This window comes from Dyadobacter koreensis, from assembly GCF_900108855.1.
Taxonomy (GTDB): Bacteria; Bacteroidota; Bacteroidia; order Cytophagales; family Spirosomataceae; genus Dyadobacter; species Dyadobacter koreensis.
Genome location: NZ_FNXY01000007.1, coordinates 354,137 through 368,585 on the forward strand (window position 1 = coordinate 354,137; position 14,449 = coordinate 368,585).

14 protein-coding genes are annotated in these 14,449 nt (G+C 39.9%); 7 read left to right on the forward strand and 7 right to left on the reverse strand.

Features of this window, described 5'->3' with window-relative positions:
* The first annotated feature begins 38 nt into the window (after positions 1 to 38).
* Both BMY70_RS22915 and BMY70_RS22920 read left to right on the forward strand, forming a co-directional pair.
* Positions 39 to 329, forward strand: a complete 291-nt coding sequence (locus BMY70_RS22915) for a Dabb family protein (protein ID WP_090338641.1) — start codon at positions 39 to 41, stop codon at positions 327 to 329.
* A 2-nt stretch (positions 330 to 331) separates the two neighbouring features.
* Positions 332 to 559: a DUF2905 domain-containing protein gene (locus BMY70_RS22920; protein ID WP_090338643.1), complete on the forward strand. Its 228-nt coding sequence runs from the start codon at positions 332 to 334 to the stop codon at positions 557 to 559.
* A 114-nt stretch (positions 560 to 673) separates the two neighbouring features.
* Here BMY70_RS22920 and BMY70_RS22925 read toward each other — a convergent pair whose 3' ends face one another.
* The 3 genes from BMY70_RS22925 to BMY70_RS22935 all read right to left on the reverse strand — a co-directional run bounded on the left by BMY70_RS22925 (position 674) and on the right by BMY70_RS22935 (position 3,544).
* Entirely contained in the window at positions 674 to 1,336 is a 663-nt protein-coding gene (locus tag BMY70_RS22925; protein ID WP_090338645.1) for a hypothetical protein, read from the reverse strand.
* Positions 1,337 to 1,542: 206 nt separating this feature from the next.
* Positions 1,543 to 2,466 carry a helix-turn-helix domain-containing protein gene (locus BMY70_RS22930; protein WP_090338647.1) on the reverse strand — a complete coding sequence of 308 codons (924 nt, stop codon included), beginning with the start codon at positions 2,464 to 2,466 and terminating at the stop codon, positions 1,543 to 1,545.
* Between the two features lie 67 nt (positions 2,467 to 2,533).
* Positions 2,534 to 3,544 (reverse strand): aldo/keto reductase, encoded by a 1,011-nt coding sequence (locus BMY70_RS22935; protein WP_090338649.1) that lies wholly within the window; start codon positions 3,542 to 3,544, stop codon positions 2,534 to 2,536.
* Between the two features lie 505 nt (positions 3,545 to 4,049).
* Between BMY70_RS22935 and BMY70_RS22940 the strand changes: the two genes are divergently transcribed.
* Positions 4,050 to 4,469 carry a hypothetical protein gene (locus BMY70_RS22940; protein ID WP_143072151.1) on the forward strand — a complete coding sequence of 140 codons (420 nt, stop codon included), beginning with the start codon at positions 4,050 to 4,052 and terminating at the stop codon, positions 4,467 to 4,469.
* Between the two features lie 102 nt (positions 4,470 to 4,571).
* Here BMY70_RS22940 and BMY70_RS22945 read toward each other — a convergent pair whose 3' ends face one another.
* On the reverse strand, positions 4,572 to 5,348 hold the full coding sequence (locus BMY70_RS22945; RefSeq protein ID WP_177197119.1) for a retropepsin-like aspartic protease: 777 nt from the start codon (positions 5,346 to 5,348) through the stop codon (positions 4,572 to 4,574).
* Between the two features lie 398 nt (positions 5,349 to 5,746).
* On the opposite strand from BMY70_RS22945, the gene BMY70_RS22950 reads away from it, so the two are divergent.
* Positions 5,747 to 7,192, forward strand: a complete 1,446-nt coding sequence (locus BMY70_RS22950) for a S41 family peptidase (RefSeq protein ID WP_229209740.1) — start codon at positions 5,747 to 5,749, stop codon at positions 7,190 to 7,192.
* 82 nt (positions 7,193 to 7,274) lie between these two features.
* Here BMY70_RS22950 and BMY70_RS22955 read toward each other — a convergent pair whose 3' ends face one another.
* Positions 7,275 to 7,697 carry a hypothetical protein gene (locus tag BMY70_RS22955; RefSeq protein WP_090338655.1) on the reverse strand — a complete coding sequence of 141 codons (423 nt, stop codon included), beginning with the start codon at positions 7,695 to 7,697 and terminating at the stop codon, positions 7,275 to 7,277.
* A 104-nt stretch (positions 7,698 to 7,801) separates the two neighbouring features.
* Complete coding sequence (locus BMY70_RS22960) at positions 7,802 to 9,511, reverse strand: helix-hairpin-helix domain-containing protein (RefSeq protein WP_090338657.1); 1,710 nt, start codon at positions 9,509 to 9,511, stop codon at positions 7,802 to 7,804.
* 415 nt (positions 9,512 to 9,926) lie between these two features.
* Between BMY70_RS22960 and BMY70_RS22965 the strand changes: the two genes are divergently transcribed.
* The 3 genes from BMY70_RS22965 to BMY70_RS22975 all read left to right on the forward strand — a co-directional run bounded on the left by BMY70_RS22965 (position 9,927) and on the right by BMY70_RS22975 (position 12,903).
* Positions 9,927 to 11,198: a beta-1,2-mannosidase gene (locus BMY70_RS22965; RefSeq protein WP_090338659.1), complete on the forward strand. Its 1,272-nt coding sequence runs from the start codon at positions 9,927 to 9,929 to the stop codon at positions 11,196 to 11,198.
* Between the two features lie 325 nt (positions 11,199 to 11,523).
* Positions 11,524 to 11,721, forward strand: coding sequence for a CsbD family protein (locus BMY70_RS22970; RefSeq protein ID WP_090338661.1), 198 nt, complete (start codon positions 11,524 to 11,526; stop codon positions 11,719 to 11,721).
* A 183-nt stretch (positions 11,722 to 11,904) separates the two neighbouring features.
* Complete coding sequence (locus BMY70_RS22975) at positions 11,905 to 12,903, forward strand: 3-hydroxyacyl-CoA dehydrogenase family protein (protein ID WP_090338663.1); 999 nt, start codon at positions 11,905 to 11,907, stop codon at positions 12,901 to 12,903.
* 26 nt (positions 12,904 to 12,929) lie between these two features.
* Here BMY70_RS22975 and BMY70_RS22980 read toward each other — a convergent pair whose 3' ends face one another.
* On the reverse strand, positions 12,930 to 14,351 hold the full coding sequence (locus tag BMY70_RS22980) for a right-handed parallel beta-helix repeat-containing protein (RefSeq protein WP_090338665.1): 1,422 nt from the start codon (positions 14,349 to 14,351) through the stop codon (positions 12,930 to 12,932).
* Positions 14,352 to 14,449: the final 98 nt, after the last annotated feature.

The window sequence follows — 14,449 nt, forward strand, 5'->3', positions numbered from 1 at the left end:
CCATATTTTCACGATCCTATTAAACTATCAAGAACCCTATGATCCAGCATTCTGTAATTTTCAAACTTAAACATCCCCAAGGTTCTTCACAAGAAACCGCGTTTCTGAACGCGGCAAAATCTCTGGTATCGATACCGGGTGTTCAAAATTTTCAATGTCTGAGACAAGTCAGCCCAAAAAATAAATTTGATTTTGGATTAACCATGGAATTTTCGGATCAGCAAACTTATGACAGATATTCCAGTCATGCAGATCATGAGGCATTTATCCAGAATTTTTGGCTAAAAGACGTTGAGGATTTTTTAGAAATCGATTATAAGCACTTATAAAAATGTCTCAGAGTACGGGAAAATACATTATCGCAGCGGGTTTCATTCTTGTCATTCTGGGAGCCGCTGTTTATCTGTTGGGAAATAAGCTTCAATGGCTTGGTAAATTGCCGGGCGACATCCGTCTTGAACGTCAAAATTTCAAGTTCTTCTTTCCCATCACAACCATGATTATTGTCAGCGTAGTACTTAATCTGATCATTGTCATTATCCGAAAACTTATTGGCTGAAAGCGAAAACCGGAGGAATCCTGCAAATCAAGACGATAACTATTTGATCGAATTTAGTTATGACCTACCAGTTTTATTACCACACCTTTTCTTCTGCTTTTGACAAGTAAGACCTTAAATGGCTTGCTTGAAAATTTTCGTAGCCACAAAGAATTTTTTTGCCTTTTTTCTTAACCCGAAAGGTTTCACATTCATGCGTCTGTTCAAAGCTCTTCTGTTGATTTTTTCAAGACCGCAATCGAAGAAATAAGTGCTTTTATAGATAGAATCAGGCTCAAAAAAGTGGCTTACTGAGCTGTAAATATTACCATCGAGATCGTTATATTCAAATCCGGTAAACTCAGCTTTATTTGCCGTGACAAAGACAAACTCTTCTCCCTGCATGACAGAACAGGTGTTCTGAATTTCACTCCATCTATTTTTATAAAAAAAACGGTAACCTCCATTGATTGCCGGAGCAGTTCCGATATTCTTAATTTTAAACAGATCCGGTGCGTCCACATCAACCGTCACAAACGGTCTGTTAATCAGAATATTCGAAAAGTCCCCTTCGTCAGCACCGGGTATATTTATTTTATAGAAGATGTAGAAGAATGCACCAAGTATTAAAAACCCGCACGTCCAGAAATATTGAAAATCCTGAAACCAGGCCATGAAATAAGCAAAACTATAATTGGCCGGATCACCAAAACCCATAATGGGATAGGAGATGAAAAATATTATTACAATCGAAGAAAGAACGGCAAAAAAAATTGCTTCTGGTGAGGATACTTTCATGGAAGTTATTGACCGAGGGATTTGACATAATAAAGATATATCCAATGACCGGATACCTGCAAATTATAATCGAAATAATTATTAAACGCAGTCAAATTATTTCAAGGTCAAAAATTATCAATAACTGAATAAAGCTCTATCTGTATTTAAATGTTTTGATTCTTGCAGCAATACAATTCGCTTTAAATTTTTATTGTACTAAGGTTTTAATTGTGTGTTAACTCTTTTCTGAAGGCTGCTGGCGTCAGGCCGGTTTTGCTTTTGAACAAGCGGTTAAAATATTGCGGGTATTCGAAGCCTAGTTTAAATGCAGTTTCATTAACGGAAAGATTTGTAGTCAGCAAGATTTCCTTAGCCTTTTCAATGAGCAGATTGTGGATATGCTGCTGTGCGCTCATACCCGTCAAAGACCGGAGCATGTCGCTCAAATAATGGGAAGAAACGTTCAGCTGTCCTGCAATTTCATTCACTGACGGAATTTGACTGACCAATTCCTGCTGGAAAATATTTTTGGTCAGTTCCTCGAATCTGACAATAAGATCTTCCTCAGAGCTGTTTCGGGTAATGAACTGTCGATTGTAGTATCGGTTTGAATAATTGAGTAAGACTTCAAGATGCGATATAATGACATCCTGGCTAAAAGCATCGATTGGCTGACGATATTCATTTCTGATATCCGTCATGATCCGCTCAATGATTTGTTCTTCCTTTTCTGAAAGATGAAGCGCTTCATTTACATTGTAAGAGAAAAATCCATAGGAACCTATCCTTTTTGAAAGTTCATATTTCCGTATAAAATCGGGATGAATCAAAATCATCCAGCCAGAAATCTTGGAAAAATCCGCTTCTCGGTTTAACGTAAAAACTTGTTTGGGCAAAGAAAATCCCATGATCCCGTCGCTAAAATCAAAATATTTCTGACCATAAAACAGCGCATTACTAACATCTCTTTTTAAGAAAATATTGTAAAAATTCATGATCAGTTTATCGTACGGAAGATCCGGCATATCCGGATTGCATTTCACTTCAATCACACTAATCAGTGGGTGCTCTGGCTTGGGTATACCAACCAACGCATGGTAGTCAGCCAGAGAATTTATGATGATCGGACCGGAATCTGTTTTTTTCATCTGAGAATATTAGCAACAGGAAAGCGAATATCAAGATAACGCTTTCCTGTTGCTTGTTTAAAGATATCTATAAATTTACACCAGACATCGACGTTTGATCATAACGATCTCCCACAATCTTACCGGCCGGAACGATCGACTCCAGGTGCCTGAGTTCTTCTTCGGAGAAAACGATAGACGCCGCAGCAACATTGTCCTCTAAATATTTTACCCGCTTTGTTCCTGGTATCGGCACAGTGCCTTTTGCAAGAGTCCAGGCTATTGCCAATTGAGATGGCGTTATATGCTTCGACTCAGCTAATATTTTTATCTCGTTTACAAGATCCAGGTTCTTGTAAAAATTTTCACCCTGAAAGCGGGGAATGTTTCTCCTAAAATCTTTTGCGTCAAAATCATCAGGACTTTTAATATCACCAGTCAAAAATCCGCGTCCTAACGGTGAATAAGAAACAAAACCCACTCCCAATTCACTGATGGTTTCAAACAATCCGTTAGTTTCAACGCTTCTCTCAAAAAGCGAATATTCGGTTTGTACTGCTGTGATCGGATGGATCAAATTTGCTTTCCTAAGAGTGCTGGCTGAAACTTCGGACAAACCGATATATTTAACTTTACCGGACTGAACAAGCTCGGCCATCGCTCCTACCGTGTCTTCGATAGGAGTTTCAGGATCGACACGGTGCAGATAATACAGGTCAATATAGTCCGTTTTAAGATTTTTCAAAGAACGTTCAACAGCCTTTTTCACATAATCCGGCCGACCATTGATACGCCAGGTGAGCTCTTCATTGTCACCTACCTCATATCCAAACTTCGTTGCAATCAGATACTTGTCCCTGTTTGCCGAAATAGCTTTACTAACCAGACGTTCATTTAATAAAGGCCCATACAAATCTGCCGTATCAAGAAAATTTATACCCAGCTCCAACGCGCGATGAATGGTTGCTATTGATTCCTGCTCATCCGCTGTTCCATAGATATCTTGTCCTGCAAGGGTGGTCATCCCCATGCAACCAAGACCTTCAACCGGAACTTCCAATCCCTGATTACCTAATTTTACCTTTTTAATACTGCTCATAAAATTGACTTGTTTAATGAAGTTTTTAATAAGACAAAGTTGAGGCTTTCTGATTTTAAGAAATTATACAAAATGAATAGATTGGTATACAAAGCGGAGATTCAATTTTCGAATGTGACAAACGTAAATCTGACGCGAAAACCTAGTCTAATTTTCAACATTCCTGATAGTTCGTTACAACTTTTATAACAATTGTGGTAATTTTGCGGCCAATTCATTTCAAAAATGAATTAGGTAGAAATGTTGCTTATAGGAACTCCGGGGCTCCGGAGTTCCTATTTCTTTTTAAGACTTTTCCTTACTCATCATGATTGATTTCCTCTTCGACGGTCAGTCTTTGGCCAGGCTGAGTAGAACTTTTCATCACCGCTGAATAAACCTTGCCAACCGCGAAATCATTACAGGAAGACTTATGATGGTTTTCCACTATCGAACACCATGAACAAGCAGGATATATACTAATTTTACACTATCCTTCGCGTTTTCTCCACTTAAAGCAGTCTCTATGAAGAAATTATCCAGGTCTTTGACTACCATGCTGATGGTATTGGTTGCACTTTCTTTGTCATGCACTGATCATGATATTCCTGAAAAAATAGCATTAAAAACATTGCCGATTTTTTCAAACCCAAACCAATTGAAATGCTCGATCGTCTTCGCTCTGGATGTCGTCAGAACCGGTGAGTTACCGGTAAAAGAATATGGTGCGGTTTATAGTGCAAATTTTGATGGCCACAGTCCTTTGACGCCAACTCCTACGATTGAGACGAACTTAAAAGTTGTCTTTGACCTACCCGCAAGTACCGGTTACAAAGAAGAAATAGGGCCGCAATTATGCACGAATAATATATATTATAGGGCATATGCCATACTCATCGACGATTCGGTCATTTACGGAGATATCCTGCATTTTCGGGTAGATTAAACGGGCAAATAATATAATGAATGCTATTGCAATAGAAAAAGGCTGTGTTAGCGCAGTCTTTTTCTATGAATCAACAATCTTAACATCCTAGCTAACTTTACTTTACTTCGCCACGATCATTTCTCTTCCCCCAATGTTAATTGTAATTGTCTTTCCAAACCAGTTCAAAGACGAAGTTCCATCATAAATCAGACCTTCGATAAAGGAAACTTTGGGCTCCGAAACGTGAATTTGAGGAAAGTCTCTGGCTGAAATTTCCGAAATTCTGGTACTATAAATGGATGTTTCTATCTCTTTATTAAATTCACTTTTACGTGTTGTCCGTACAACTTTACTTGTATCCTGAACATCCACACCGAGCTCTTTTAAATAATTTGCATTGATGTGAAAGACATTTGTTCCAGCTCCACTATCAATCAAAAACTGCAACGTCAGTTTTTGATTGACCTGAACAAAAGTAAAAATATCAAGGGTAATGTCTCTCGAACTTTCAATTTGCAAAGGCAGGATATATCCCTTTGCTTTTTTGGCGTTAAAACTTCCCGCTGTTTCTATAATTACTTTTTTCTGTTCATAGTCAATTGTAAAAGGTTGATTTTGAAATGTCATTAAAGATATCAGGCCATCGATCGGGCCAAAGTCAACGTCAAATATCATTAATTTTGGATTGGGATCTTTAAAATCTCCAATCATGATTTGATCTGTAGTGTATAAATCTGCCGTGATTTTTTCTCCTGTCGCTCTGAACGCTGTATACTCACGGTTAAGTCTATGTACGTTTGACAATTTTGATGAAAACTTCTTAGTCAAAAGCGTTATCCCTGCGCCCGTATCCAGAATAAAATTTCCCTCTATTCCATTCACTTTTGCTTTAATCATTATATGACCGCTTGGAGCCATTTCAAAAGGCACAACAGTCTGAGCAGATAGCGATGCGACAGTGACAAGAAAATTTGCTATCAAAAAAAGGGTAAACCGTATAATCAACATTTTAATTTTTATTAATGATTTATGAATAATGAAATGGTAAATATGCTCTGATTGGCGGCATTTCCATCCGAAGATAACACAACCGCGCGATTTGTAACCAATCAGTTATAATAATATTACAGTGGGCCCAGATTTCGGCATCAGCGATCTTACCTTTTAAAAATTAAATTTTAGCATATCGCCACACTTAATTTTATTCCCACGTAATATCAATTGTGCGCATCCAAATTTTACAAGCAATTTTTCATCTATGCATAGAAGCTTACTCAATTTTAATCTGACTAAATATGTTAAATTTTAAAAGGTTCAGCCAAATTGGGTTTATTGTCGCAGCCATTTCAATGGTAGGTTGCAAGGATAAAGATGTCGATCCTATAACAGAAACTACCGACAGTACAGATTACCAGGCAGTGAACAGCTGGATATATGAGGTAATGAATGACGCATATTTTTGGTACAAGAATATGCCCGTGGAGAGTAGTCTGAACAATAAACTTAATCCCAATGAGTATTTCGAAAAACTAATTTATCAGCGAACAACAACCGACCGGTTTTCGATGATAACCGATGATATAGACGCGCTGACCAACGAGTTTAACGGCGTTAGTAAAATTTTCGGCATTAATTATTCACTTTCGTATACAGACGACAGCAAGTCAAATATTGCGGCTTTTTTGAGTTATGTCGTTAAAGGCAGTCCGGCCGAAGCGGCTGGTTTAAAGCGTGGAGACATTATTATGAAAGTGGGCGGCACTCAACTGACGGCAAGCAATTATTCTACCCTTTTTGGTAGCAGCGAAACGGCAACCTTTACCTTAGGTACACTTAGTGGTACTACTTTGACAGCAGATAATTCTAAGACGATAACAGTAACCAAGGCAGAAATAAGCGAAGATCCGGTTCCGTTTTCAACTGTAATCTTTAAAACCGCTTACGGTAAAACGATCGGTTACCTTGTTTACACACAATTTGTACCAGGAACGACCGGGAATGCAGAGAAATATGACAACGAGCTGCGTCAGGTATTCGCCGATTTTAAAAGTAAAGGTGTGAATGAACTGGTTCTTGATCTTCGGTTTAATCCAGGTGGATACATCAGCTCTGCCGAAACCCTTGCGTCACTTATTGGTAAAAATGTGTCCAGTTCAAAAGTTTTTTATAAAGAGCAATGGAACGACAAATATATCGCCTACTGGCAAAGTAAGTACGGGACCACAGCGCTGAATTATAATTTCCAGGATGAGGGAAATAATATTGGCTCAAATCTGAACCGTGTTTTTGTCTTGACGTCAAATGGAACTGCGTCGGCCAGTGAGCTTGTCATCAATGGTCTTCGACCTTATATGGAAGTCGTTACGATTGGTGAACATACCTATGGCAAAAATCTTTTTGGCTCTTTGATCAGTGATGACGAAAACCGTTGGAAATGGGGAATGTATGTAATGCTGGGTCAGACGGCAAATGTAAATAATCAGTCAGACTACGGCACAGTCAACGGAATGGCCCCGACCTATGAGGTGGAAGATTCGGTTATTCCCTACAAAGCTTTTGGTGACGAAAATGAAACACTACTTAGAAAAGCGCTGGATGTGATTGGAATTCCGGCACCGACAGGAACCAGGATGGCTGCGACAAAATCCGTTAAATCGTTTATAAGCGAACCGTTTAAAGACAATTTTATTCCCGAAAAACGGATGATCAAGGATGCTCCATCCTTAAAATTAATAAAGTAAACTCTCCCGTTTGTGTAGGATCAGGGTAGTCATCGCTGTGTTTAACAATTTGTGAACATTGCGATGACCATCCTGAATAATTTTATTTTCTTATAAAAATATCGCCATGCCCGCGGAATTCACAGGATTTATTGATAATCTTATAATATACCCGTATGGTGTCCTGTACTTCAAATTTGGAAAAATCAAATCTGGCTGATTTGGCATACAACGAGTCTGCTGCCATCAGCACTTTAAAATTCCGATCGACTACGCGGATAGCAATTCTGGCGGAATCTGGCTTATCAATATACACTTCTACCTGACTGGATGCCGGATTTGGATAGGCCATTATACGGTAAGATTCTGGCAGCGGACAATCTTCTGAAAGGCTTGTTCCAAAAAGAGAAAGTTCATTTTCAATCCATTTGTCGTTAAAATTCCAGTCGTCCGGATCAGCGTTACCGATAGGAGCCCCAACAAGATCCCTTGCTGTTATACCGTTGAACTTAATAAGTTTATCCACGCTATTTTTAACCTGTGGATCTGAATTGCTACAATTGCAAAAGAGTATGCTCAATATAATCCATACACAAGCTTTCATAAATTAGAACGTTAAACTTTCATCACTTACCCTTTTCTCATTTTTAAATATTCCTCGATTTCGACCAGGGTGAACGCATTGAAAGTCATATCTCTCGTCAGGCCGCCTTTTCTGGCAACAGCTACACCGTAGTGCATATCATAATATCCTTCTTTTTTATGCGCATCAGGATTAATACTAAGCAAAACACCTTTTTCCATGCAATAAGAAATCCATCGCCAGTCAAGGTCCAGACGCCAGGGCGACGCATTTATTTCAATGACAACCCTGTGAGCAGCGCAAGCATCGATAATTACCTTATGGTCAATTGGATAACCTTCTCTTGATAATAATAATCTACCCGTCGGGTGACCGAGAATAGTTGTATATGGATTTTGAATTGCTTTTAGAAGCCTTGCTGTCGCTTTTTCCAAAGTCATTGTAAGATTGCTATGCACGGATGCTACAACATAGTCAAAGCTTGATAAAATCTCATCCGGATAATCCAGAGAACCATCTCCCAGTATATCCGACTCAATACCTTTTAATATTTTGAACGGTTTTTCTGGTCCGGCCATCGCAAAACGTTCGTTCAGTCTTGCAATTTCTTCGTGCTGACGGAAAACATCTTCTGCTTTCAGACCACTCGCATAAGAAGCGGTCTGCGAATGATCGGCAATGCCCAGATATTCAAACCCAAGTTCCTGACAAAAAAGCGCCATCTGTTCAAGGGTATGCTGCCCGTCCGAATACGTACTATGATTATGCAAAATCCCTTTGAGATCATCCCATGTGATCAATTGATCGGGCGTGTGAGTCTCTGACCATACAAATTCACCAAAACCCTCACGCATTTCCGGAACGATGTAAGGCAACCCTGCTTTTTGGTAAATGATTTCCTCAGATTCAACGGCTTCGTATTTTGCTTGTCGCCAAAGCGATGTTCCAGCCGCTGTCTGAATGCCTAAATGTTCAGGCGAAGCTGTTTCCAGAAACAATTCATTGACAAAGTTATCAGGTGAAACAGCAAGGATCTCAATGCGGACAGCTATATCTTTTACCTTTCCCCGCCAGATAAACGGCGATGAATTAATATTATCTTTTTCCAGAAACTCAATGCCTGAAATCGATTCTTGCAAACCGGCAGGCGATACGGTCGCTACAAGAACGCGGATGGTTTCTACCGTTTCAGCTTTTCTTCTTACCTCTCCGGCAACAGAAACCTGTTCATATATCTTTTTTAATTCTTGCTCAATAAGGTCAGCAACTGCAAGTGCCTTATCCATTCGTAACTTTCCTGCCTGATCTTTCAAAAAAGCCAGAGATTCCAATATTTTCTGCTCGGTACTTCCTCCGAAACCTTTCACCTTTGCAATTTTACCGCTTTGGCAGGCCAGCTCCAATTCATGTAAATTATCAATGCCAAGTTCTCTCCATAAAACAGCAATTTTCTTAGCTCCAATCCCCTTTATACTGAACATTTCCAAAACACCCAAAGGCGTGTCTTCCAGCAATTCTTCCAGCTCCCTGAAGGTCCCGCGCTGAACGATTTCGATAATCTTGCCAGCAGTACTTTTGCCAACTCCTTGCAGTTTTGTAAGCTCTTCAAGCGACATAAGTGCCAGTTCGCCGTCTTTATATTTATCCAGGTAAAATCCGGCTACACCGTAACTTTTCACCTTGAACGGATCAGCTCCGTGGAGTTCCAGAAGTTTGGCGGTAAGTTCGAGGAGTTCTACAATTTCGGCGTTGCTCATGTTCGGCGTTGTTAAATTATAATCTGCGAATTACGAAGTATGTGCCAGCATTTGCAAATCTTTAACCAAAATCAATCCCCTTTCCGGGCCTTCGGTCTCAATTTTCTTTGGTTAAAAGTAGTTGTCTTAAAATTTTGACTTACAATGATAAACGCATATTTAAAGAATATAGCAACTTACAACTGGCAAATAGCTTGGCAAGAAAAAGCCAAGCTGTCATAATAAACACTTTTCAAAATTAAAATATTTCAAAATAAAATATTTATAACAATAAAAACACGGGTTCGATAGTCAATATTTATAGGATTGGAGTACTAAAACCATATTTCCGTGTCGCATTTGAAAAGGCTATTTTCCAGGCTATTGGCAAGTAAAAAAAACTAATTGCATAAACTTTAAATCCTTATAACCGCACATGAATGTAGATCAGCTTAAAAAGTATCGCGAAGAAGCCTATAATCACTTAACCCTGGAACTGCTCCCATTTTGGGAAAGTCGCTGTGTTGATAAAGAAAATGGAGGTTATATTACCCATTTCGATAACAATGGAAATGACTCCGGGGAAGACGAAAAATCTCTGATTGCCCAAACCCGAACAGTTTTTACATTTTCTTCCGCACATCGCGCAGGTTATGGCCAAGGCCGATATGCGGCCATCGCCAAACATGGTGTCGATTTTTTGATCAGTAAAATGTGGGATACTGAGAACGGAGGTTTCTACTGGCTGATGGACCGAAAAGGAAATATAAAGATAGATGAAAAAATAGTCTACGGCCTCAGTTTCGCTATTTATAGTTTAAGTGAATATACACTTGCGACGGGTGACCCTATCGGCCTGGAATATGCAGAAAAAACCTTCGAACTCTTACAGGTTTATGGTGCTGACACTTATTACGGAGGATATTTTGAAATGTTTACAAGGAACTGGGAGTTGAAAGGCGAAGGTTCTGCCGGTGGTGACCGAAAAACCCTGGATGCACATATGCACCTTATGGAGGCGTTTACAACCTTATACGAGGCAAGTGGTAAACAGGTGCACCGCCGAAAATTAAATGAGATTATTCAATTGCTGATCAATAAAATTATGCACCCGGTCTATGGAACCGGGATACCTCAATTCTGGGCTGACTGGACAGTCGCACCGCAAATAAAATTCGATATAATCTGGGGGTGGGACAGATTTTCAGAAGATGGCTCAAAGAGTTCAGCAGAAGATAATACGAGCTACGGTCACAATGTTGAGTTTGCCTGGCTGCTGATGCATGCCCTGGATATATGCGGTATTTCCTATGATGATTATAACAGCCAGCTCCTACAATCCTTCGATCATGCGATTGATCATGGAATTGACTGGGAATTTGGAGGAGTTTACGTGGAAGGCTCCCACGCCGGCGCGGTATACGATCGTGAAAAGGAATTCTGGCAGCAGGCCGAGGTGCTTATAGGAATGCTTGATGCCTATCGGATTTACGGTGATGTCAAATACTTAAAAGCTTACGATTCCACTCACCGTTTTGTTTTCGACAAAATGATCCATCATAAGGTCGGCGAATGGCTTCCGCTTCTGACACGTCAGGGTGAACCGATCTGGAAGCACATGAGCCATTCCTGGAAAGTGAATTACCATTCGGTGCGTTCGATGGTTCAAAGCATTATTCGGCTTGACAAACTGTTATCGAATGCCTAGCGATTTAACTGGGGATTATTTGCAGCAGGAAAACTGAAAAATTCACAATTTAGGGAAAATGATGGGCAGAAGATTGTGTTAAAATAAACATAAAAAAAGAAAGAAAGATGCTATAAACATAACTTATATCGGCATTCAGAACATATTGTTATGAATGTATCAGGCTTAAAACCAACATTTTCTAAGCCTATTAAATAGTCGTAAATCAAATTTAATAATCTCGGACCTCTTTGTCCCACCCCTTCTTTGGTATACTTTATTTACAATATTTGGAAAGGCTTAATACATAAGCAATAAATCATCAATAACTTAAACCATTATAGCTATGAGCGCTTTCACACAGCAAGTAAAAGGTAACTGGAATGAATTGAAAGGTAAATTCAAACAGCAGTATGCAGATCTTACAGACGACGATTTGCTTTATGAGGAAGGAAAAGAAGACGAGCTTCTGGGAAAACTTCAAACAAAATTAGGAAAAACACGCCAGGAAGTTGAAAGCGAAGTAGACAGCTGGTCAAAATAATATAGTGTAGGTAAGGTTTTAAAACACCCTGAAATTCAATTTTCAGGGTGTTTTTTTGTGCGCCGGAATGACGCAATACCAGGAAAATCTTAAAAATTCTATCCTTAGGGTCTCTACAAAACATTTCCTCTATAACTTTAAAGCATCACAAAGAATCGCCAAGAAACATTCCTAAGCCCCAATATGAATACCAAAGAAATCCCCGTAGCAATCGTTGGTCTCGGCCTGATGGGTTCGAGTATCGTTACCTGCATGCTGATAGCCGGCCACCCGGTGGTTGCGCTCGCCCCATTGAGCAGCGATCTGCTTTACGCCAAAAAGCGAATCACGGACGACCTTGAAAAATCCCGGATGAATGGCATTGTCGGCAACAGTCCTGAATTTTATCTGAGAAATCTGCTCATAACGGAAAACTACGAAGATCTTTATGCCTGCAAACTTGTTATCGAATGCACCCTGGAAGATATCGCCATCAAGCAGTCTGTTTACGGAAAAGTGGAATCCGTCATAGCTTCCGATGCAATTTTAACAAGTAATACATCCGCTATACCGATCAGTACATTACAAAAGCTGACGAAAAATCCCGAGCGATTCTTTGGTTTGCATTGGGCGATACCGGCCCACACGACGCGTTTTCTGGAAATCATCTGCGGCGATGACAGTGCGATTGCATATGGAGAATATCTCTATGAATTATCCTCTCATTGGGCTAAGGAGCCAATTTTGGTGCGGAAGGATATTGCCGGATTCATTACCAACCGGCTCATGTACGCAATGTATCGCGAGGCGATCAGTCTGGTTGAGGGTGGGTATGCCACCGTTGAAGATATTGACCGTTCATGCCGGAATAATGCTGGATATTTCATGACCATGGTAGGTATCTTTCGGTGGATGGATCTTACCGGCGTACCCGCCTACTATGCCGTGATGAAAGATTTATTACCAACGTTGAACAACAGTGAGGAAGTCCCGAAACTGATTTCTGATATCGTCCAGGCCGGAGGAAAAGGTATTGCAAATGGAAAAGGGTTCTACGATTATGCTGCGGGCGAGGCAAAATTATGGGAAGAAACCTACGCGCAGTTTAGCTATGAAATCAGGGAACTGGCACTAAAATATCCCGCTGATATTGTTAAACAAAAACTCAAAGAAAAACAGATGCAGCAGCAGCAGAATCAATAACTAATTTCTGGATTGTCAGCTCAAATCTATTTGTTGTTCCGGTTATAAAGCAAAGCTTTCAGAGCTGGATTTTGAACGCCTGATTTTGGATTATCAGGACCGTTTTGAAATTGATAGGATTGTTCACCGGGTGCTGCCCGGAGTTCCTGATAGTCCTTGAAGTGATTGTTTAACCTGATCTGAATATTCTTCAAATCACAATTTTCGGCCCTTATTGCCGGGCCAGGCATTTCAAAAAAAGTATTTTGTTCTATGTTATTTTTTTTAACAGCGTTCAGGAGGATCGCAACACCTTGTTTTTCAATAACTCCAATATTGGAAAACAGATTGTCTGCTATCAGACAATTATTGCAATCACCTAAAATCATGGCGCCGTTCGCACCGATATCGGAGATATAGCAACCAGCCAAGGATCCGTTTTCATTAAAGTTGTTTAAGACAACTGCGTTTCCGCCAAGATCTGAAAAACTACACGCTTCCACGGAACAATTCAGCGTATTTTCAAATAGCACTGCCCCACCCCGAAAAACCGAAAAATCACTGCTAGTCAGCGTATCTCTACTATCCATAAATGATCTTTCATTATGGACAAAATTCAAATTTTTTATCTTTACATTTTTTAATTGGTCAGAATCTTTTCCTTTGAGAATAAAACTACTTTTAAGGTTAGACACCTCAAACTTTGCCTTTGAAAGGTCTGTACCGGAAGAAGGATAGTAGTACAACACTCCTAATGTTTTATCCAGATACCATTCGCCCGGAGCATCAAGTTCTCCCAATATATTTTCTACAAAACGTTCCTTTTCAGCCATATGGACGGGCTTCCTAATTTGCCAGCCACCGTCGAGCTCGAGGTTATCCGTATCATCAACGCCGGTAATTCTGTAATGGAGACTACCCCTCTTCTTTTCATCCAGGGCGTGTACATATCCTCCAACCGGATTTCCCCATGTTAAAACACGGACGTAAAATGTTGCATCTTCTGCTGTCCCCCGAAACACTTTAGCACGCTTATCCAGGTTTGGATATCGCGCCAGAGTTTGTAGAATTCCATTGACAAAAAAACGCTCAAATGAGATTCCTTCCGGTACAGAAGTTCGGTAAATATTGCCCTTGAAATGACTCCAGTCCGTACTCAAAACACGTCCGGCGCTAATAACTACTTTTTGACGATTTGCAGCAGTAATTTCAAGTTCTGCGGGAGAATTTTCTGTATTCGTTATCTCGACAGGGGCGGACAAATAATATGTCCCCTGCTGCAAAAGGATACTAACTTTTGTTCTGCCATAAGACTGGCTCAATTCCACTGCTTTTGCGACTGACTTAACCGGGCTATCTGATTTTCCGGTATTTTTATCATCACCAGCAGGCGAAACGTGGATGTAATTTATCTGTGCGAAAACAGCGCTGCTAAAAACAAAAAAAATCGCGCTTAATAAAAATTTCATAAATATTGATTCTTTCCTGACATCAACCCGCAATCGCTTTGTTTATAGAAATGACTAGACGAAGCCTTCTATTTTAAAAGTGGCGTTCCTTTTTTCTT

Excerpts from the sequence above, each read along its gene's own strand:
- BMY70_RS22915 (WP_090338641.1), top strand. The coding sequence starts at position 39 with ATGATCCAGCATTCTGTAATTTTCAAACTTAAACATCCCCAAGGTTCT.
- BMY70_RS22920 (WP_090338643.1), top strand. The coding sequence starts at position 332 with ATGTCTCAGAGTACGGGAAAATACATTATCGCAGCGGGTTTCATTCTT.
- BMY70_RS22925 (WP_090338645.1), bottom strand. The coding sequence starts at position 1,336 with ATGAAAGTATCCTCACCAGAAGCAATTTTTTTTGCCGTTCTTTCTTCG.
- BMY70_RS22930 (WP_090338647.1), bottom strand. The coding sequence starts at position 2,466 with ATGAAAAAAACAGATTCCGGTCCGATCATCATAAATTCTCTGGCTGAC.
- BMY70_RS22935 (WP_090338649.1), bottom strand. The coding sequence starts at position 3,544 with ATGAGCAGTATTAAAAAGGTAAAATTAGGTAATCAGGGATTGGAAGTT.
- BMY70_RS22940 (WP_143072151.1), top strand. The coding sequence starts at position 4,050 with ATGAAGAAATTATCCAGGTCTTTGACTACCATGCTGATGGTATTGGTT.
- BMY70_RS22945 (WP_177197119.1), bottom strand. The coding sequence starts at position 5,348 with ATGATTAAAGCAAAAGTGAATGGAATAGAGGGAAATTTTATTCTGGAT.
- BMY70_RS22950 (WP_229209740.1), top strand. The coding sequence starts at position 5,747 with ATGTTAAATTTTAAAAGGTTCAGCCAAATTGGGTTTATTGTCGCAGCC.
- BMY70_RS22960 (WP_090338657.1), bottom strand. The coding sequence starts at position 9,511 with ATGAGCAACGCCGAAATTGTAGAACTCCTCGAACTTACCGCCAAACTT.
- BMY70_RS22965 (WP_090338659.1), top strand. The coding sequence starts at position 9,927 with ATGAATGTAGATCAGCTTAAAAAGTATCGCGAAGAAGCCTATAATCAC.
- BMY70_RS22970 (WP_090338661.1), top strand. The coding sequence starts at position 11,524 with ATGAGCGCTTTCACACAGCAAGTAAAAGGTAACTGGAATGAATTGAAA.
- BMY70_RS22975 (WP_090338663.1), top strand. The coding sequence starts at position 11,905 with ATGAATACCAAAGAAATCCCCGTAGCAATCGTTGGTCTCGGCCTGATG.
- BMY70_RS22980 (WP_090338665.1), bottom strand. The coding sequence starts at position 14,351 with ATGAAATTTTTATTAAGCGCGATTTTTTTTGTTTTTAGCAGCGCTGTT.